We start from the raw sequence: 19,363 nt of genomic DNA, 5'->3' as shown, positions 1-19,363 counted from the left end.
ACAGACTTTTCTGGTAGCAATGTTCACAAAAACGTCCAGGGAGTACATTTTCAGCCTGCACTCTACACGATACGTTCAAACCCTGCCGCTAAATCCGCGATTAAATCGTCAACATTTTCTAAACCGATATGCAGTCGAATCAGGGTTCCGCTGAAGTCCACTTCGCCGCCGGGACGTAAAGCCGCGATCTGCTCCGGCTGGTTAGGCAGGATCAGGGATTCAAAGCCGCCCCAGGAATAGGCCATGCTGAAGAGGGTAAAATTATCCAGATAGTTTGCCAGTTCGTCATTATCCAGCCGTTTTTTAAGAACGAATGAGAACAAACCGCTACTCCCCGTAAAGTCACGTTGCCAGTATTCATGACCTTTGCTGCCGGGTAACGCCGGATGGTTGACGCGTTCAACCTGCGGGTGTTGCGCCAGCCATTCGGCTATTTTCAGGCTGCTTTCGTGATGCTGACGCAGGCGCACGCCCAGCGTACGGATCCCGCGGCTGGTCATATAGGCGGTATCCGCATCAACCATTTGCCCCATCAGGTAGGCATTTTCGCGCAGCTGATCCCAGCAGCGTGCATTGGATACCGCAGTACCAATCATGCCGTCAGAATGGCCAATCAGGTATTTGGTCGCCGCCTGAATCGAGATATCAATGTCAAACTCCAGTGCTTTAAACAGCACGCCCGCCGCCCACGTGTTATCGATCATGATGATCGCCTCTGGCGCTTTGCGGCGTACCGCTTTCACGATAGCCGGGACGTCGTGCACTTCCATGGTGAGTGACCCTGGAGATTCCAGGAACACAATGCGCGTGTTTGGCTGAATAAGTTCTGCAATACCTTCGCCGATCAGCGGGTCGAACCAACCGGTTGTTACGCCGAGCTTACTGAGGATTTTGGTGCAGAAGTCCTGGCTGGGTTCATAGGCGGTGTTGGTCATCAGGATATGATCGCCTTGTTCCACAAACGCCAGAATCGTATTGGCGACCGCAGCCGCCCCGCACGGGAACAGCGCACAGCCCACGCCGCCTTCCAGCTCGCACATGGCCTCCTGGAGTGAAAAATGGGTTAGCGTGCCGCGACGACCATAAAAAAGTCCGCCTTTTGCGCGGTTGCGCGTGGCGTTTTTTTTCTCCTCAACGGTATCAAACACTAATGAGGAGGCGCGTTGAATCACGCTATTGACCGATCCCTGGGTGTATTTTTTGCTGCGTCCTGCCTGTACCAGCGTGGTATCAAGATGCTTCTTTGTCATGTTCGCTAACCCTGTTTTTATACGTCTGGACGTCCAGACTACCACGATTGTAAAAAACTGCACCCGGATGCTTATCGAATAAGCAGAAAATATTAGCAAAAAACCGCATAAGAAATTTTTACTGCGTAAGCGCAAGGAAAGTGAGCGAAAATTACGGCACCATGCAAATACTAATGAGAACTACTATCAATTCGACGACGTTTTGATATTATTACGCTCAGATTTTGTGATTTGCGTCCTGGAGATACAGAGTGGGTAATAATTTGATGCAGACGGATCTCTCCGTTTGGGGCATGTATCAACATGCTGACATCGTGGTTAAGATTGTGATGATCGGCCTGATTCTGGCGTCCGTTGTCACCTGGGCTATCTTCTTCAGCAAAAGTGCTGAACTGCTTTCGCAGAAGCGTCGCCTTAAGCGGGAGCAACAGCAACTGGCTGAAGCCCGCTCTCTGGATCAGGCTTCAGATATGACCTCATCCTTCCACGTAAAAAGCCTGACCACCCTGTTAGTTAATGAAGCTCAGAACGAGCTGGAACTTTCCGCTGGCAGTGAAGATAACGAAGGTATTAAAGAACGTACCGGCTTCCGTCTGGAGCGTCGTGTTGCCGCTGTAGGTCGACATATGGGCCGTGGCAATGGTTATCTGGCGACGATCGGTGCGATCTCGCCGTTCATCGGGCTTTTCGGTACGGTCTGGGGCATCATGAACAGCTTTATCGGTATCGCGCAGTCTCAAACTACCAACCTTGCGGTGGTTGCGCCGGGTATCGCGGAAGCGCTGCTGGCGACGGCAATCGGTCTGGTTGCAGCAATCCCGGCTGTGGTTATCTACAACATCTTCGCGCGTATGATTGGCAGTTACAAAGCCACTCTCGGCGATGTTGCAGCACAGGTTCTGCTGCTGCAAAGTCGCGATCTTGATTTGAATGCCAGCTCGGTTAAGCCGGTGCACGCGGCGTCTAAACTGCGCGCAGGTTGATACTATGGCGATGCGTCTGAACGAAAATCTGGACGATAACGGCGAAATGCATGAAATCAACGTAACGCCGTTTATCGACGTTATGCTGGTTCTGCTGATTATCTTCATGGTGGCTGCGCCGCTGGCGACGGTGGATGTGAAGGTGAATCTACCTGCCTCTTCCAGCCAGCCACAGCCGCGCCCGGAGAAGCCAATCTATATCTCGGTAAAAGCGGATAAATCCATGTTCCTCGGGAACGACCCGGTGACGGCCGACTCTGTCATCCCGGCGCTGGATCAGCTCACGGGTGGCAAGAAGGACACCACGGTCTTCTTCCGTGCGGATAAAACCGTCGATTATGAAACCATGATGAAGGTAATGGACACGCTGCATCAGGCGGGTTATCTGAAGATTGGGCTGGTCGGCGAAGAGAAAGCGACCGTGAAGTAAAAAAGAGCTGGCGAAAGCCGGCTTTTTTTATGCATATCGGTTTGATTATTTTTTTGTATCAGTGGATGCAGGAGCGGTCGGGTGAGAAGCCAGCGCGTCCTCATCAAGCGCCACGCAGGTGACGTTTGAGGTACGGTACTCACCGTCTGACAGCTTGCGCGTCAGACGCAGGGTGGCGATTTCTCTGGCAAGCAGATACTGATAATTGGCCTCAAGACGTCCCAGCACCTTCTCTTTCAGCTCTGGACGCTGCTCGATGATGGCATTCACCACGGCACCGTAAATTTCTTCTTTGACCTGTAGCGGGTAAATTTCACGGCGATTCTGCCATTTCAGACGCACCAGCGTCGCCGGGATCGATACCAAATCTTGTGTTATACGCGTCATCTCGTCATTTTTTGTCTTTCTCAGCGCGTCGAGATTTTGCTTTAAGATAAATTCATCACTTTTTTTATCATCTAAAGTCAAATAAACGTCGTTATTTTTAATTTCTTTCACGTTAATCTTCCCCCAGGGTGTAAAATATAGGGTTGTTTTTTTCTCGTGTAATTAGATTAAGCCAAATTTCATTGCCCGCTTCATTTATTTCTTCTGTTTTTTCGGCCATTATTTGACTTAGTTTCTGGGCATCTATTTCGCCTTCGGCTTGCAGGTCATTCAGCAGATGGACAAAGGCTTCAATTTTTATAGCGCGAAATAAGCGGTCCTTTATATGACGATCGTGCTCTTCCAGCAACATATTACGGGATTTCCCTGTTTGGGAAACGCCAATTAATATGTCAGGCTCGAAATCGGAGAGCTTTCTTTTTCCCTGAGTGAAACTCGCCTCTTTTTCTGCTTCCGCGGGTTGCTGTTCCACAGACGCAATGTGGTACTTAGCCGGGACGAGATAGTCGGGCAGCATTTTTAATTTCCTTTAATTTCAACAGGGTGGGGTTGGTAAAGGCGTGAGATTCGTTGACAATATCATGAGGCAATTTTAAAATCAAAAAAAATGGAGCCTACCCATGAACAGCATCTTTTTTACGGTCATCACATTACTATTACTGACCGCTGGTGTTCTTTTATTGATGCAGGAATTCAATAAAACGAAAGTGTCGAAGGACGCCAGTGAACCTCCACAACCTGAACGGATGACAAAAGAGGAAGGGGAAGATCATTTCTCTGTATTGATGAACTCAGTAACGCCTGTTTGGTACTGGCGGGTGAACCATGAATATATCGACTTTTTACACGCGACAATTAAACGCATGAAAATGTCGGAAATTAATGATACGCCCGGACTGTTTGAGGCACAGCGTCGCTGCAGCGACCTGAATTCAGCAGTGTATAAATATTATGATAATATCAAAAAACGCTGTCTGAACGGTGAGAAAGTATCATATTCTGACCTCGACGTATTAAATCTGCGTCAGTGCTTTCGTGAGTTCAGTCTGGAAGCCTATCCTGAGCTGGTGGCGCTTGTCTGGCCTGAGTACGCACGTCCGGAGGTTAACCCGGATAACGTCTGAGTGACGTACCGTTGAGTTATTGCAAACAGTCAGCGCCGTTGAGATATACTGGGCGCTGGTTTCTTTTGCAAACAGGACTTTATGGAACGCTTTTTTGAAAATGCCATGTACGCCTCTCGCTGGATACTGGCTCCCGTCTATTTTGGCCTTTCGCTGGCGCTTATCGCTCTGACGATTAAGTTCTTTCAGGAAATCTGGCATGTTCTGCCGAACATTTTTTCCATTGCCGAAGCGGATTTGATTCTGGTTCTGCTGTCGCTGGTAGATATGACCCTGGTGGGCGGACTGCTGGTGATGGTGATGTTCTCTGGCTACGAAAATTTTGTCTCCCAGCTGGATATTGATGAGCGTAAAGAGAAACTCAGCTGGCTGGGCAAAATGGATGCCTCGTCGCTGAAGAATAAAGTGGCAGCGTCGATTGTGGCGATCTCCTCTATCCACCTGTTACGCGTATTTATGGACGCGAAAAATGTCCCGGATAACAAACTGATGTGGTACGTCATTATCCATCTGACGTTTGTGTTGTCAGCGTTTGTGATGGGGTATCTGGATAAGATCAGTAAGAAGTAAAGTACGTATCCCCCTCGCCCTACGGGCTGAGGGGGCGAAAAAGACCTATTTATCCGATGATGCCTGCCACAGGTTCAACTCCCCGTCCGCAACATGTCGATCAATCCTTTCCAGCTCATCTTCGCTGAAGTGCAGGTTATCCAGGGCCCGAACGTTTTCTTCGATCTGGGCCGGGCGACTTGCACCGATCAGCACTGAGGTGACGCGTTCATCCTTGAGCAACCAGCTCAGTGCCATCTGCGCCATCGTCTGTCCACGGACATGCGCCATTTCACTCAGCAAACGCAGGCTGTTGAGATTGGCTTCGGTCAGCATTTTTTCCGTCAGGCCGCGTACCTTTTTACCCTCGCGCTGCATGCGAGAATCTTCAGGGATCCCGTTCAGGTATTTTCCGGTAAGCAACCCCTGCGCCAGCGGGGTAAACGCAATACAACCCGTCCCGTTTTGCTTAAGCGTATCCAACAGGCCGGTCTTATCTACCCAGCGGTTGAGCAGGTTGTAGGATGGCTGATGCATAAGCAGCGGAATTTTCCACTCATGCAACAGGTCAGCCATTTTCTGGGTGCGCTCCGTTGAATAGGATGAAATCCCGATATACAGCGCTTTACCGCTTAGCACAGCATGGGCCAGTGCCGCCGCAGTCTCTTCCATCGGCGTATTTTCATCGACGCGATGGGAATAGAAAATATCAACATACTCCAGACCCATCCGCTTCAGACTTTGATCGAGACTGGCAAGCAAATATTTACGCGAACCGCCAGACCCATACGGCCCCGACCACATGTCGTAACCCGCTTTAGTGGAGATAATCAGTTCGTCGCGATACCCGGCAAAATCCTCCCGCAGAAGGCGGCCAAAATTTTCTTCTGCACTACCCGCTGGTGGACCGTAGTTGTTGGCAAGATCAAAATGGGTAATACCGAGATCGAAGGCTTTGCGCAGCAGCGCGCGCTGGGATTCGAGAGGGTGTACGTGGCCAAAGCTATGCCACAAACCAAGCGACAGTGCTGGCAGGCGCAAGCCGCTTTTTCCGCAGTAGCGGTACTGCATATTTTCATAGCGGGCGGGGTCAGGGTTCCAGGACATGATGTCTCCTTTTTTATCGTTGAATTTTCGAAACAACGTTTTCATTCTGAACTTATCACATCACAAATGACATAACTAAGCGCGAGGTGATGGTTAACGTCAGCTGTGTGACTAATGAAGCCACGCTAATCAAAAATGATCACAAAACGTTATAATTTCCCCGGTTCCTGCCGATAACGAGAGAAGTACTCGCCTCTGGGCGAATTCACCCTCACGGCAAGGAAGACTTATGAATATGCTCCGTAATTTCACGATCCGCTTCGTCATGCTGACGATTCTCGGGATCTTTTGTTTAATGTGGGCGGGTGTTGGCCTGTACAGTACCTGGTCCCTTTCGCGTGTTTCGGATGGCAATGACGTGGATCGTCAACTGGTCAAACAGATGACGGTACTCAGTCAGGGCAACGATCAGTATTTCCGCTTTGTGACCCGTTTGAGCCGTGCGATGGAAGTCAAAGCCGCAGGCGGCACGCCGGATTTGGCCTCTGCCCAACAGGCGCTGGATAACATGGGTAAGAAACTGGCCGAGATGAAAGCGATCTCGCCAGGACCAATGGACGAACAGATTTCTGCTCAGGTTATCGGTACCTGGCAGGCGTTGCTTGATCAAGGTATCACGCCGCAAATGCAGCAGGCGAAGCTGGAGACTCTGGATGGCTATCGCCAGCAGGCCAATAACGTTACCCCGCCGCTAAGCCGTGCGTTTGGTGCTGCTGCCGAGAACTTTAACAACGCGGCCGCGAAGGCGCTCGACAGCACCCGCGTGGTGGTGGACAACCTGACCAGCATGACGCGTACGGTGATTATCACCGCCACTATTATCGGCCTGCTGATCCTGCTTTTCACCGACCGCTACCTGGTCGCGATGCTGGTCAAACCGCTGGACCGCATTCGCCAGCAGTTCCGCCAGATTGCCCAGGGCGATCTCAGTCAGCCAATTGAACCCTTCGGCCGCAACTGCGTGGGACAGTTGGTTCCTCTGTTGAGCGCGATGCAGGACAGTCTGCGCGAAGCGGTCAGCACTATCCGCTCCGGCAGTGAAAATATCTGGCGCGGTGCGACGGAAATCTCCAGCGGTAATAACGATCTCTCTTCCCGTACCGAAGAGCAGGCTGCCGCACTGGAAGAGACGGCTGCCAGCATGGAACAACTGACTGCAACCGTGAAACTGAATGCGGAAAGCGCGCGTCAGGCAAGCCAACTGGCAGATGTGGCATCGACCACCGCCAGCCGTGGCGGCTCGCTGGTGGAAGAAGTGGTGACCACCATGAGCGGCATTTCTGAAAGCTCGAAGAAAATTGCTGAAATCACTAACGTCATCAACAGCATTGCCTTCCAGACCAACATTCTGGCACTCAATGCGGCCGTTGAAGCGGCGCGCGCGGGTGAGCAGGGGCGTGGTTTCGCCGTGGTGGCGGGTGAAGTCCGTAACCTGGCAAGCCGTAGCGCCAACGCGGCAAAAGAAATTGAAGGGCTGATCGCTGATTCCGTTAATCGGGTAGAGCAGGGGGCGCAGCTGGTGGGCGACACAGGCACCACCATGGATGCGATTTTGCGCGACGTGACGGAAGTGACAACCATTATGAAGCAAATCGCCTCCGCCTCTGAGGAGCAAAGCAAGGGCATTTCGCAGGTCGGGATTGCCATTACCCAGATGGACGGCGTTACCCAGCAAAACGCCTCGCTGGTGGAAGAGGTTTCTGCGGCAGCGGCAGCGCTGGAGCGTCAGACCGAAGATCTTCAGCGCTCGGTGCAAAAGTTCCGCCTGACGGCATAACGCAACGTTGCAAGGCCGCCTGGTGTGGCCTTGCATTATTAACACCTTCCTCATTCAGCGCGCGCTGAAACTGCTATTCTTTTGCTAACCCCACTGACGTTCTGGGCTCCTTCTACGAGGTGTTGCTATGAACAGATCGTTGTCCGTCATCCCTGTCCTTTCTGTCATGTTTCTTGTGCTGTTTTCGGTATCTGCCAGCGCCACCCAACAGGCGCAGGAGCGGCGCGTGTCGCGTGATGTCAGGCAGGAAACCCGCGATGCGTCGCGACAGGTGAAGCAGACCTGCGTGGCAAACAATAACCAGAGTAACCACGACTGCCGTCAGGACAAGCGTCAGATGAAACAGGCCGGACGGCAAAAAGCGCGGGATATTAAGTATTAATCAGATTTGCGAGACGGCTTCCGGGAATGCCCCTTGTCGGCTCGGGCAATACTGCCAGGTCTTAACCCAGTTGCTGCTCGGTCGCGCCCTGCCAGAGGAGATGGCGCGCGTGATAGAGGATTTGCTGTGTGAGCTGGTGGGATATTACGCCGATACGCTGAAAGCGCCGCGCTGGATAAATACGCCGGAAGGTCATATCGCGATTAATTAAAATTGTTTTATGTTGCCGGGCGGCGGCTGCGCCTTGCCCGGCCTACGTTATTATTTTCATGTGTTAATGTAACAATATATTTGGCATTTTCTGCACCGTAACGGCGATGGGAATTAATATAGCCTTAAACTCCTCCCGACATTATTAATTTTCTTATTTTACCGGAAATAATACAGTCTATGAAAAAGTCCTATATTGTATTGGCCGTCATGGCAGGCTTGGCTATGGTTAATTCAGCAATGGCGCAAAGCGTCACCGTGGATGTCCCGAGCGGTTATAAAGTGGTGATTGTCCCGTCATCCACCACGGTTCCGCAGGCGGTAACCGTCGCGCCTGCACCGTCACAAACTGTCTATGCCGCGCCAGCGCCTGCTCCGGTTTATCACCCGCGTGCGCGGCATGTGGCGAGCGTGGCGGAAGGGATGGTGATTGAGCATCAGTACGACGATCATCATTGATGCTTCGCACTCAGCAATGCGGCAGCAGGCTAAGCGCTTGCTTAACTGCCGCCTGCAAACGAGATTCCGGAACACCGTCCCTGGCCTGCACCGACAAACCATGTAAAAAGACGGCAAAATAGTCTCCCAGACTCTCTGCATCGGTCGTATCCGGCAGTTCACCGTTATGCACTGCCTGGTGGAGACGATCGATGATCTGCTGCGTACGCTGCAGGCGATGCTGTGCCAGCCAGGTTTTGAGCGTTTCATTTTCCGCACTGACGCTGGCTGCAGAGGCCACCACCATACATCCTTGCGGCAAATCCGGATGGCAGTACAGGTGAACCGCATCCATTAACAGCGTCTGGATGGTATCCCGCACGTTGCCCCCTGCGGATAAGGCCCGATCCGCAAAACCGCCTTCCTGTTTTTCGTAATCGGCGATAGCTTCCCGAAAGAGCTGCTCTTTTGAACCGAACGCCTTGTAAATCCGTGCCGATGCAATCCCCAGTTCTGCCACCAGATCCGACATTGAGGTTCCTTCATAACCCTGTCGCCAGAACAGGTTGCGCGCTTTGATAAGCGCCTGGTCACGATCGAACTGGCGCGGTCTGCCTGCCATTTTGTTGCTCCGGTTGGTCCTGAATTCAGTGAAACAGGATCGCCTAAATCATCTGGATTACCAACGAATTTATAATTTTCGCTTGCGGTTATCCGGCTTTACTCCTATTGTTTGTCAATCGACAAACAATAGGAGTATACGATGAAAACCCTCAAAGGTCCCTCTCTCCATCTGGCTCAGTTCAGCGATGATGCGGCCCCATTCAATAATTTGCCTGCGATAGCCCGGTGGGCGGCGGAAACGGGGTTTAGCGCTCTGCAAATCCCGGTATGGGATCGCCGTCTCTTCGACGTGGCGACGGCGGCAGAAAGCCAGACCTACTGCGACGATCTGACCGGTATGCTGGCGGAGCATGGCCTGGTGGTGAGTGAGCTGACCAGCCACATCTTCGGCCAACTGATGGCGGTACATCCTGCTTACGACAGCTTATGCGACAGCTTTGCGCCGCCGGAAGTCCACGGCAACCCACAGGCCCGCGGCGAATGGGCACAGCAACAGCTGCTGATGGCGGTCAAGGCCTCTGCCAGGCTTGGACTCAGCGATCTGGGTACCTTCTCTGGCTCGCTGGCGTGGCCCTATTTGTTCCCGTTCCCGCAGCGCCCGGAAGGGTTAATTGAAACCGCCTTTGACGAGCTGGCCAGGCGCTGGATGCCGGTGCTTAACGCCTGTGACGAGCAGGGTATTAACCTCTGCTATGAGATCCACCCGAGCGAAGATCTGCATGATGGGGTGACGTTTGAAATGTTTTATCAAAGGGTGAAAGAGCATCCCCGCTGCCGGATACTTTTCGACCCCAGCCACATGGTGCTACAGCAGCTTAACTATCTGGAGTTTATTGATATTTATAAGGACATGATCAACATGTTCCACGTCAAAGACGCTGAATTTAATCCGACCGGGCGTCAGGGTATTTATGGTGGCTATCAGTCGTGGGTCGATCGTGCAGGACGTTTTCGCTCATTAGGTGACGGCCAGGTAGATTTCAGGGCTATTTTCTCGAAGCTGACTCAATATGATTATGCCGGCTGGGCAACCCTGGAATGGGAGTGCTGTCTGAAAAATCCGCTGGATGGTGCCAGAGAAGGGGCTGCGTTCATCCGCGACCACATTATTCACATCACCGATAAAGTCTTCGATGATTTCGCCGGTGCGCCAGTTAACCCTCAGTAAATCAATACATTACTCGGCATCCGCTAAGCCACGACATCACAGGGAGTCCCCATGGAACAACAATACGGTGAGATCGCGCACGCGGATCTCAGGGCAGAACACGTCTATACGAAAGTGAACGGACAGCGCATCCATTGCGTCGTGGCGGGAAAAGGACAACCGGTATTGCTGATACCGGGCTGGCCGCAGACCTGGTATACCTGGCGCTATGTCCTTCAGGCGCTGGCGGCGGCGGGTTTTCAGGCGATAGCGGTCGACCCTCCGGGCATTGGTGAGTCAGATAAACCGCGCGACGGCTATGATACCGGACGTGTCGGTGCCATGCTGCATACCATGATGGCGCAGCTGGGCCATGCGCGTTATAGCATAGTGGGTCACGATATCGGCATGTGGGTGGGTTATGCCATGGCGAGCGATTTTCCTCAGGCGATAGAAAGACTTGTGCTGACAGAAGCGGTTATCCCTGGACTGGCACCACCACCGCCGATTTTTGTCGCACCGGAAGAGAACATCTTTCTCTGGCACTTCATGTTCAATCAACTGGCGGATCTACCGGAAACCCTGACCAGCGGGCGCGAATCACAGTATCTCAGCTATATTTTCGACCGCTGGTCTCATCGACGTGAACGGGTTGCCGCAGAGGTGTATATCGCCGCCTATTCAACACCCGGCGGGCTGCGTGCGGGCTTCGACTATTATCGCGCTATCCCGGAAACCATCCGGCAGAACCAGCGCCGTGCGCAAACGCCGCTAACCATGCCGGTGTTAACGGTGGGGGCCGAACATGCGACGCGCGATGCGCCGTTGATAACCCTACAGGGCAATGCCCTTGATTTGCGTGGCGAGACGGTGGCGGACTGCGGGCATTTTATTACCGAAGAGTGTCATGAGGCGTTTATTGGGCTAATCGTACCCTTTCTCTCAGAGGACACCGATCGTGCCGCTTGATAAACACATTGCTGACTTTCTGGCTGCGTCATCGGGCGCGCCGCAACCGGCGTCGTTAGCCGACCTGCGTGCCGCCACCGAAGTGGATTTGTTGCGGCTACAGGGTGAGGAGGAAACAGGTTGCGGCATTCAACATTACGTTGTTATCGCTGATGATGGTTACGCTATCGGTCTTCGCGCGTATACGCCTGCTGCCTCAAACGCTGAAATCGCGCTGCCTGCAATACTCTTTGCTCACGGCGGCGGATGGTGTCTGGGCTCGCTGTCGCTGTACAATCGGCCCTGTCAGGCACTGGCCAATGCTACTGGTCGGAAAATACTCTCCGTTGATTACCGTCTGGCACCGGAGTTCCCCTTCCCAAGGCCGTTAGAAGATGTTTATCAGGCACTGTGCTGGGCCAGTGAACAGGCCGCGCTTTTGGGGATAGATGCGACCCGTCTGGCGGTGGGCGGCGACAGTGCTGGCGGCAATCTTGCTGCCGCGACAGCTCTGCTGGCCCGGGATCGCGGCGGACCACACATTGAGCATCAGTTGCTGCTCTACCCGGCGTTAAGTCGCGAAATGTCGTCCCAAAGCTATTGTGAATTTGCTGAAGGTTATTATTTAACGCGTGATGCGATGGTGTTTTGCTGGGAGAACTATCTGGGAGAATGTCGTCATCCTTATGCCGAGCCGCTGCATATGGCCTCGCTGAGGGGGTTACCGCCAGCAACCATCCTGAGTTGTGAATATGATCCCTTGCGCGATGAGGCTGAAGAGTATGCTCTGCGGCTTGAGGAGGCGGGGGGCCAGTACGCTGCGAACGGTTGCCGGGAATGGTGCATGCCTGCATTCATATGTCAGGGTTAACGCCAGCCGCGCGTCGGTTGTTCGAACGGGCTTGTATCTAATTCAAAAGCACAAAAAACCCAGCGCGATCGCTGGGTTTATTATTCATGCCTGTTCACAAGGTGGCACACAGCCTTAGTGCGTCGCTTCACCAATCAGCGCGCCTGTACCCGCACCAACCGCCGCACCTTTCAGCACGCTCTTGCCGGTAACCGCCGCGGCACCTGCGCCCACGGCAGCACCTACCGCACCACCTTTACGCGCGTCTTTGCCTTTTTCGCCGTTTTTGAACATCGCACCCGTACCTGCGCCAACGACGGCACCGCCAACGGTTGATTTCAGATCTTTGCCCGTGGCTGCGCCAATGGCCGCGCCTGCTACCGCGCCGGCAGCGGTTTTGTCGATGGCCATTCCCGAGGTAGAAAAAATGAGAGCGCTGATAACCAGCGTTGTTTTAATGAGTTTCATAACAGATCCTTTGTGACTGCTGTCGGTTAATTCGTCGTATCTCACGGTCTGGTGTGAGAAAAACGGACAAATAGTGCCAGCAATATGGGGGCAGCCTTTAAGCTAATCATGCCCTGGGAAAGGATCCTTGCAGCCGGGCGGTGTCCCGCCCGGCCAGCTATCACGCCTGACGTTTGTCTTCGGTATTTGTCTCGAAGTCACTCGCCGCGTGGCGTTCGTGAAGCTGCTCGTTCAGCTCGCCGCTGGTGCGGTTAACGATGCGTCCGCGCTTAACGGCATGGCGGTTCGCCACGTCTTTCGCCCAGCGCTGCACGTGAGTGTACTTTTCCGCGTCCAGGAACTCGGCGGCGTTATAAACGCTTCCCAGCGCGACGCAGCCAAACCACGGCCAGATTGCCATATCCGCGATGGTGTATTCCTCACCGGCCACGTAACGGCCGCGGGCCAGCTGTTTATCCAGCACGTCGAACAGGCGTTTGGCTTCCATGGTGAAGCGGTCAATCGCATATTCAATTTTCACCGGAGCATAGTTGTAGAAGTGGCCAAACCCGCCGCCGAGGAACGGGGCGGCCCCTTGCAGCCAGAACAACCAGTTCAGGGTTTCCGTGCGGCCTGCCGGATCTTTTGGCAGGAAGTGACCAAATTTTTCTGCCAGGTAAAGCAGAATGCTGCCGGATTCAAATACGCGCGTCGGCGGAGTCGTGGAGTGATCGCGCAGCGCGGGTATTTTTGAGTTCGGGTTCACCTCTACAAACCCGCTGGAGAACTGATCGCCTTCGCCAATGCGGATCAACCATGCGTCGTACTCGGCGCCCGTCACGCCCAGCGCCAGCAGCTCTTCGAGCATGATCGTTACTTTCTGACCGTTCGGTGTGCCCAGGGAGTAGAGCTGTAGCGGATGAGAACCCACAGGGAGCTCTTTCTCATGTGTCGCACCGGAGATGGGACGGTTGATGTTGGCGAATGCACCGCCGTTGTTCTTTTTCCATTCCCACACTTTCGGTGGCTGATAAGTGTTGTCTGACATGTTGGCCTGCCTTTTGAGTGATGTGTTGAGGCAGTGTAGCAGGAGATTTGTGAACCGTTTAACGATGTGAGCGCAATCAATTAACCGCTATTCCTTCTGGCGCTTATTTATATCAAATTCGGCATAAGCTTAATCGAAAATCGCATTTTCATAATTAATGCGGAAACCGATAAAGCTGCATATGATGCTTCAACATAAATAAAAGATGCAGTAATAAACACTCTATAAGGCAAGGAGTTAGTGAGATGCGCAAGCTTCTGTTATCGGCAGTGCTGGTTTCGCTCGCGTTAGGCCTGGCTGGCTGTGATGATGCGAAAAATAAAGAGACAAATACGCCCTCAGCGGCAAAAAGCGACGCGCCAAAAGAGGGCGGTTCGCTGATTATTGGTATAACCTCCGGCGACCCGTTAGCCGTTAATCCGCTCTATGCCAGCGACCGTACCACGTTAACGATCATGCAGGCGCTCTATGCCCCGCTGTATAGCTTTAATAACGGCAACATTGAGTGGGGTCTGGCGGAAAGCCTGACGCCCTCCGCCGACAACCTGAGTTATACCCTGACGTTAAAACCCAACCTCAAATGGCAGGATGGACAGCCGCTGACGGCGGACGACGTGGTCTTTACGTTCAATAAGCTGCTGGATGCCAAACAGCATAGCTTCTTCCGCAGCATGTTTACCTGGGGCGGCAAGCCCGTTGAGGTGAGCAAGGTTGACGACCGCACCGTTAAGTTCACGTTACCGCAGGTCAGTGCGGCCTTTACCGGCACTCTGGTACAGATCTACCCGATACCGCAGCACGTGTTCGCCGGTGAAGGTGACCTGGAAAAGAGCAGCAAAAACGATGCGCCAGTGGGTTCTGGCCCGTTCAAATTCAAAGAGTACCGCGCCGGACAATATTACGCCCTGACCCGTTTCGATGATTACTGGAACGGCAAAGCGAAGCTTGATTCGGTCACCTACCGTTTCGCCAAAGACAGTAACGCCGCCAACCTTGCGCTGCAAAACGGTGAAATCAACCTCAAGATGGTTGATCCGCAGGATGTGAATCGCCTGAAAAATACCGGGAAGTTTGACTTTGTGGTCTATCCGGAAGGCCGTTTGGCCTATATGACGTTCAACCAGAACGTGCCGGTGATGAAGAGCAAAGAACTGCGACAGGCCATCGCGTATGCCATCAACAAAGATGAGCTAACCCAGACCGCGTTTACCTCGCTTGACTACGCTAAACCGGCGACGTCCTTCCTGACGCCCGATACGCTTTACAAGACGGATGACGTTGAACAGTACAAATTCGATCTGCAAAAAGCCAAAGACCTGCTGAAGACGTCCGGCGCGCCGGGCAACCTCAAGCTGCGCCTGGCGTATGTGAACACCAACAAAACCCAGGAGAGCATGGCGCTCTATATTCAGCAGGCGCTGAAGGGCATTGGGGTGAGCGTGGAGCTGATGCCGCTGGACTCCAACGCCATGTCTCAGCGCAGCCTCGATATGAACAATACCGCGTGGGAGCTGAACCTGGGCGGCTACATTATGGGCTCCGAGCCGGATGGTTACAAATCGCTGTTCATGAGCAACGAGGCCTATAACTACGCGCACTACAAAAATCCGCAGTTTGATGCCCTGTGGGATAAAGGCGCAGTGGAAACCGACGCCGCGAAACGTGCCGATATCTACAAGCAAATTCAGCAGACGGTGGCGAATGACATGACGTACTACCCGATTGCCTACACCAATGCGACCGTCGCGGTGGACAAGCGTTTCGGCGGCACCCAGGAGGCAGAGCCGAAACCAGTCTACCTCTTCCAGGATCTGTCAAAAATCTATCAGAAATAAGTGATTGCCCCGGCCGTCGGGTCGGGGCTTTGGTAAGGGCACGTCGTGAACACACTTCTTACGCGTCGGCTGCTGCAACTGCTGCCGATGCTGTTCTTTATTTCACTGGTGGCGTTTTTGCTGGTCAAACTCGCACCCGGCGATCCGGTGGCGGCCTACATTACGCCGCGCATGGCCCCGGAAGATATCGAGCGTATTCGCCAGAGCCTGGGGCTGGATAAGCCCCTGGTCACGCAGTACGTCCTGTGGCTAAAAAACGTCCTGCAGGGCGATCTCGGCTATTCGCTGATTTACCACCGCCCGGTGCTGGAGATGATCGGCGAACGCATTCCGGCCACGCTGGGGCTGATGGGCGCGTCGCTGCTGATGGCTATCGTGCTGGCGATCCCGCTGGGGCTGCTGGCGGGGGCATTTAAGCACCGCTGGCTGGATCATCTGCTCAATTTATTCGCCTATATCGGCATCTCGGTACCGATTTTCTGGTTCGGCATTTTGCTCATCACCGTTTTTGCCGTGCAGCTTAACTGGTTCCCCAGCATGGGGATGCGCACCATCGGCATGGAGGACAACGGGCTGGATCTGCTGCGCCACGGCGTGCTGCCGTGTATTGCCCTCACGTTCTATAACCTCTCCAGCTATGTGCGCTACATCCGCTCCAACACCATCTCGCAGCTCTCGGCCGACTACGTGCAGACCCAACTGGCTTACGGTGCCACGCGCTCCAGTATTCTGTTCCGCCATGTGCTGAAAAACGTGTTGCTGCCGGTGATCACCCTGTTCGGCCTGTCGTTCGGTGAGCTGATTGTGGGGGCCTATGTGACGGAAAGCGTCTTCTCCTGGCCAGGGATGGGGCTACTTGGGATCCAGTCGATCGCTTCGCTGGACTACCCGCTGATCATGGCGATCATCATGCTCTCGTCGATGATGCTGATCGTCGGTAACCTGATCGCCGACGTGCTTTATCGCTTCGCCGATCCCCGCATTCGTACGCTGAGGTAACCGGATGAGCAGACGCTGGCAGCAGGTTCGTCACCAGCTGCGCCGCAACCGTCCGGCGCAGTTCTCCCTGTTTGTGCTTTTTATTTTCGTTGTCGCCGCGCTCTGTGCGGGCTTAAGTCCGTACGATCCTGATCGGATGGCGCTCGGCGCACGCACGTTGTCACCGGATGCCGCGCACTGGTTCGGCACCGACGAGTACGGACGCGACTACTTCACCCGCACGCTGTATGGCGGCCAGATCTCCCTGATGGTCGGTTTTCTCGCCATGCTCTTTTCCACGCTTATCGGCACGGTAGTGGGAACGGTGAGCGGCTATTTTGGCGGCTGGCTGGATAACCTGATGATGCGCGCCGTTGATATCCTGATGGCCATTCCGGCCTTCTTCCTGCTGCTGGTGGTGAATGCTTACCTCAAGCCGGGCGTGGATAACATCATTCTGATTATCAGCCTGCTGACGTGGATGAACATGTCGCGGCTGGTGCGTGCTGAAACCTTATCGGTGAAAGAGCGCGAGTACGTGCTGTATGCCCGCGCGTCGGGGGAGCATCCTCTGCGCATTATCATGCGCCACATTATTCCCGGCGTGCTGCCGACCATTATCGTGGCGGCCACGCTCAATATCGCCTCGGCCATTCTGATGGAGTCAACGCTCAGCTTCCTGGGGCTGGGCGTGCAGGCGCCTGCGGCGTCGTGGGGAAGCATGCTTAACAACGCGCAGTCTTACATTGGCGAGGCATCGTGGCTGGCGATGTTCCCCGGCATTCTGATCCTGTTGACGGTGTTCAGCTTTAACGTGCTGGGCGATGTATTTCGTACCGCCTTTGAGCCAGGAGCGAATCGCGATGAGTAACTTATTAGCGCTTGAGAACCTGCAAACCACGTTCCGCACCCGCGAGGGCGAGGTTCATGCGGTGCGCGGCGTGAGCTTTCAGGTGCAGCCGGGGGAACTTGTCGGCATTGTTGGCGAGTCGGGCTGCGGGAAAAGCGTCACCTGTAAGTCGATCATTCAGCTTCTGGGGAACAACGGACGGATCGCCGGGGGCAGTATCCGGTTCCAGAACGAGGATCTGGCGCAGAAAACCCCCGCGCAGATGCGCGCCATTCGGGGCAACGAGATCGCGATGATTTTCCAGGATCCGATGACCGCCCTGAACCCGGTGCTGACCATCGGCAAACAGATGGCTGAGATCCTGATGCGCAATAAAGGACTGACCAAAAAAGCGGCCAGGGCAGCGGCGATCGCCATGCTGGAACAGGTGGGTATTGCCGAGGCGGAACGCCGATACGACCAGTATCCGCACGAGTTCAGCGGCGGGATGCGCCAGCGGGTAATGATCGCAATTGCGCTCTCCTGCAACCCGAAGCTTCTTATAGCCGATGAGCCGACCACCGCGCTGGACGTGACCATTCAGGCGCAGATCCTGCGCCTGCTGAAAAGCCTGCAAAAGCAGACCCAAACCGCGATTCTGCTGATCACCCACGATCTCGGCGTGGTGGCGCAGGTCTGCAGTCGCGTGGTGGTGATGTACGGCGGGCTGGTGATGGAGGAAGGGAGCGTGGAAGATATTTTTTATCGCCCTGCGCATCCTTACACCCAGGGGCTGCTGGCCTCGCTGCCGCGCCCGGATGAGGTGAATCAGCGTTTATCGCCGATTGAAGGTTCGCCGCCTGGCCTGCTTAACCCGCCGCCGGGCTGTCCGTTCGCGGAACGCTGCCCGAAACGCACGCCTCAGTGTGAACGACAACCCGCATTTTACACCGCAGGAGAGGGGCATCGTGCTGCCTGCTGGCTATGGGCCGACAAGGAGATTCAGGCATGAGTGAACAACAGGCGCCATTAGTGAGCGTGCGCGATCTGCGCAAGCACTATCCGCTCAACGGCGGTTTGCTGCGTAAAGGCGTGGCCGTGAAAGCGGTTGATGGCGTGAGCTTTGATATCCAGCCTGGCGAAACGTTTGGCCTGGTGGGGGAGTCCGGCTGCGGGAAATCCACCCTCGGGCGCGCCATCCTGCGCCTTTTCGATATCACCTCGGGCGAGATCCACTTTGCCGGGCAGGCGATCGCCCACGCCCGCGAAAAAGAGCTTAAGCCGCTGCGTAAGCGGATGCAGGCGATTTTTCAGGATCCTTATTCCTCGCTCAACCCCGGAATGACCGTGCGACAGCTGGTGGCCGAGCCGATGCAGATCCACGGCTACAGCCGCGAAGAACAGCGGGAACGCACGGAAACGCTGCTCTACAAAGTGGGGCTCAAGCACGAACATCTTGAACGATTCCCGCATGAGTTCAGCGGCGGGCAGCGTCAGCGCATCAGTATCGCCCGCGCGTTGTCCGTGCATCCTGAATTTGTGCTGTGCGATGAGCCGCTCTCGGCGCTGGACGTCTCGGTGCAGGCGCAGGTGGTGAATATTCTGCAGGATCTGCAGCAGGAGCTGGGGCTAACCTATCTGTTCATCGCCCACGATCTCTCCATGGTGCGGCATATCTCCAGCCGCATTGGGGTGATGTATCTCGGCAAACTGGTGGAGGTGGCCCCGGCGAATGAACTGTATCAGCGTCCGGCGCACCCTTACACCCGCGTGCTGCTGGCGGCGGTTCCCCAACCCGATCCGCGCATTCGCAATCTCGAAGATGCAACCCTGCGCGGCGACATTCCTGGCCCCACGTCCGCGCTCGCGGGCTGTAAGTTCTGCAGCCGCTGCCCGCACGCCATGCCGGTTTGCAAGACGCAGGAGCCTGCCATGCAGGAGATTGCACCAGGACATTTCGCGGCATGTTGGTTGTTTAACATGTAATTAATGTGCCTTGCAGGTGTATGATAAATCCACC

21 protein-coding genes and 1 pseudogene are annotated in these 19,363 nt (G+C 54.4%); 15 read left to right on the top strand and 7 right to left on the bottom strand.

Annotated features, from left to right (window positions below; genetic code table 11):
- Positions 1-62 precede the first annotated feature (62 nt).
- Positions 63-1,250: a cystathionine beta-lyase gene (gene metC, locus AAHF05_RS19120; protein ID WP_129324656.1), complete on the bottom strand. Its 1,188-nt coding sequence runs from the start codon at positions 1,248-1,250 to the stop codon at positions 63-65.
- Between the two features lie 251 nt (positions 1,251-1,501).
- Between metC and exbB the strand changes: the two genes are divergently transcribed.
- Positions 1,502-2,233 carry a tol-pal system-associated acyl-CoA thioesterase gene (gene exbB, locus AAHF05_RS19115; RefSeq protein ID WP_028019649.1) on the top strand — a complete coding sequence of 244 codons (732 nt, stop codon included), beginning with the start codon at positions 1,502-1,504 and terminating at the stop codon, positions 2,231-2,233.
- Between the two features lie 4 nt (positions 2,234-2,237).
- On the top strand, positions 2,238-2,663 hold the full coding sequence (gene exbD, locus AAHF05_RS19110; protein ID WP_028019650.1) for a TonB system transport protein ExbD: 426 nt from the start codon (positions 2,238-2,240) through the stop codon (positions 2,661-2,663).
- 45 nt (positions 2,664-2,708) lie between these two features.
- Here exbD and AAHF05_RS19105 read toward each other — a convergent pair whose 3' ends face one another.
- Positions 2,709-3,161 carry a hypothetical protein gene (locus tag AAHF05_RS19105; RefSeq protein ID WP_028019651.1) on the bottom strand — a complete coding sequence of 151 codons (453 nt, stop codon included), beginning with the start codon at positions 3,159-3,161 and terminating at the stop codon, positions 2,709-2,711.
- Position 3,162: 1 nt separating this feature from the next.
- Complete coding sequence (locus AAHF05_RS19100; protein WP_028019652.1) at positions 3,163-3,567, bottom strand: hypothetical protein; 405 nt, start codon at positions 3,565-3,567, stop codon at positions 3,163-3,165.
- 103 nt (positions 3,568-3,670) lie between these two features.
- Between AAHF05_RS19100 and AAHF05_RS19095 the strand changes: the two genes are divergently transcribed.
- Entirely contained in the window at positions 3,671-4,174 is a 504-nt protein-coding gene (locus tag AAHF05_RS19095; protein ID WP_028019653.1) for an ESA_00282 family adhesion-associated protein, read from the top strand.
- A gap of 81 nt (positions 4,175-4,255) precedes the next feature.
- The gene (locus AAHF05_RS19090) at positions 4,256-4,744 is read left to right on the top strand and encodes a TIGR00645 family protein (protein ID WP_023309169.1); all 489 of its coding nucleotides are present in this window, start codon (positions 4,256-4,258) and stop codon (positions 4,742-4,744) included.
- Between the two features lie 45 nt (positions 4,745-4,789).
- Here AAHF05_RS19090 and AAHF05_RS19085 read toward each other — a convergent pair whose 3' ends face one another.
- Positions 4,790-5,830, bottom strand: coding sequence for an aldo/keto reductase (locus tag AAHF05_RS19085; protein WP_129324655.1), 1,041 nt, complete (start codon positions 5,828-5,830; stop codon positions 4,790-4,792).
- A 229-nt stretch (positions 5,831-6,059) separates the two neighbouring features.
- On the opposite strand from AAHF05_RS19085, the gene AAHF05_RS19080 reads away from it, so the two are divergent.
- The 3 genes from AAHF05_RS19080 to AAHF05_RS19070 all read left to right on the top strand — a co-directional run bounded on the left by AAHF05_RS19080 (position 6,060) and on the right by AAHF05_RS19070 (position 8,658).
- Positions 6,060-7,607: a methyl-accepting chemotaxis protein gene (locus AAHF05_RS19080; RefSeq protein ID WP_028019655.1), complete on the top strand. Its 1,548-nt coding sequence runs from the start codon at positions 6,060-6,062 to the stop codon at positions 7,605-7,607.
- Positions 7,608-7,734: 127 nt separating this feature from the next.
- Positions 7,735-7,989, top strand: a complete 255-nt coding sequence (locus AAHF05_RS19075) for a hypothetical protein (RefSeq protein WP_049005040.1) — start codon at positions 7,735-7,737, stop codon at positions 7,987-7,989.
- A 390-nt stretch (positions 7,990-8,379) separates the two neighbouring features.
- Complete coding sequence (locus AAHF05_RS19070; RefSeq protein ID WP_028019657.1) at positions 8,380-8,658, top strand: hypothetical protein; 279 nt, start codon at positions 8,380-8,382, stop codon at positions 8,656-8,658.
- A gap of 10 nt (positions 8,659-8,668) precedes the next feature.
- On the opposite strand, the gene AAHF05_RS19065 is transcribed toward AAHF05_RS19070, so the two are convergent.
- Positions 8,669-9,259, bottom strand: coding sequence for a TetR/AcrR family transcriptional regulator (locus AAHF05_RS19065; RefSeq protein ID WP_023333391.1), 591 nt, complete (start codon positions 9,257-9,259; stop codon positions 8,669-8,671).
- Between the two features lie 141 nt (positions 9,260-9,400).
- Between AAHF05_RS19065 and AAHF05_RS19060 the strand changes: the two genes are divergently transcribed.
- The 3 genes and pseudogenes from AAHF05_RS19060 to AAHF05_RS19050 all read left to right on the top strand — a co-directional run bounded on the left by AAHF05_RS19060 (position 9,401) and on the right by AAHF05_RS19050 (position 12,268).
- Positions 9,401-10,429, top strand: coding sequence for a sugar phosphate isomerase/epimerase (locus AAHF05_RS19060; RefSeq protein WP_129324654.1), 1,029 nt, complete (start codon positions 9,401-9,403; stop codon positions 10,427-10,429).
- 51 nt (positions 10,430-10,480) lie between these two features.
- Positions 10,481-11,377, top strand: coding sequence for an alpha/beta fold hydrolase (locus tag AAHF05_RS19055; protein WP_129324653.1), 897 nt, complete (start codon positions 10,481-10,483; stop codon positions 11,375-11,377).
- Positions 11,367-12,268, top strand: a pseudogene (locus AAHF05_RS19050) (alpha/beta hydrolase). The gene AAHF05_RS19055 and the pseudogene AAHF05_RS19050 overlap by 11 nt, the downstream one beginning before the upstream one ends.
- Positions 12,269-12,341: 73 nt before the next feature.
- On the opposite strand, the gene AAHF05_RS19045 reads toward AAHF05_RS19050, so the two are convergent.
- Together AAHF05_RS19045 and yghU are read right to left on the bottom strand one after the other, a co-directional pair.
- Positions 12,342-12,674 (bottom strand): YMGG-like glycine zipper-containing protein, encoded by a 333-nt coding sequence (locus AAHF05_RS19045; RefSeq protein ID WP_028019661.1) that lies wholly within the window; start codon positions 12,672-12,674, stop codon positions 12,342-12,344.
- A gap of 160 nt (positions 12,675-12,834) precedes the next feature.
- A complete protein-coding gene (yghU, locus tag AAHF05_RS19040) occupies positions 12,835-13,701 on the bottom strand; it encodes a glutathione-dependent disulfide-bond oxidoreductase (RefSeq protein WP_129324652.1) in 867 nt (288 codons plus the stop codon).
- A gap of 245 nt (positions 13,702-13,946) precedes the next feature.
- Between yghU and AAHF05_RS19035 the strand changes: the two genes are divergently transcribed.
- From AAHF05_RS19035 to AAHF05_RS19015, 5 genes are read left to right on the top strand one after another with little or no spacing between them, the layout of a single operon-like run.
- Positions 13,947-15,536, top strand: a complete 1,590-nt coding sequence (locus AAHF05_RS19035) for an ABC transporter substrate-binding protein (protein WP_049005036.1) — start codon at positions 13,947-13,949, stop codon at positions 15,534-15,536.
- 45 nt (positions 15,537-15,581) lie between these two features.
- Complete coding sequence (locus AAHF05_RS19030) at positions 15,582-16,535, top strand: ABC transporter permease (RefSeq protein WP_010435561.1); 954 nt, start codon at positions 15,582-15,584, stop codon at positions 16,533-16,535.
- A gap of 4 nt (positions 16,536-16,539) precedes the next feature.
- Positions 16,540-17,385: an ABC transporter permease gene (locus tag AAHF05_RS19025; RefSeq protein ID WP_129324651.1), complete on the top strand. Its 846-nt coding sequence runs from the start codon at positions 16,540-16,542 to the stop codon at positions 17,383-17,385.
- Entirely contained in the window at positions 17,378-18,355 is a 978-nt protein-coding gene (locus AAHF05_RS19020) for an ABC transporter ATP-binding protein (RefSeq protein WP_049005035.1), read from the top strand. The genes AAHF05_RS19025 and AAHF05_RS19020 overlap by 8 nt, the downstream gene beginning before the upstream one ends.
- The gene (locus AAHF05_RS19015; protein WP_129324650.1) at positions 18,352-19,329 is read left to right on the top strand and encodes an ABC transporter ATP-binding protein; all 978 of its coding nucleotides are present in this window, start codon (positions 18,352-18,354) and stop codon (positions 19,327-19,329) included. Before AAHF05_RS19020 ends, AAHF05_RS19015 begins: the two co-directional genes overlap by 4 nt.
- The last annotated feature ends 34 nt before the right edge of the window (positions 19,330-19,363 follow it).

Origin of the sequence: Enterobacter adelaidei, assembly GCF_041937165.1 — a bacterium.
GTDB lineage: Bacteria > Pseudomonadota > Gammaproteobacteria > Enterobacterales > Enterobacteriaceae > Enterobacter > Enterobacter adelaidei.
This window is presented reverse-complemented; position numbering and strand designations above follow the sequence as displayed.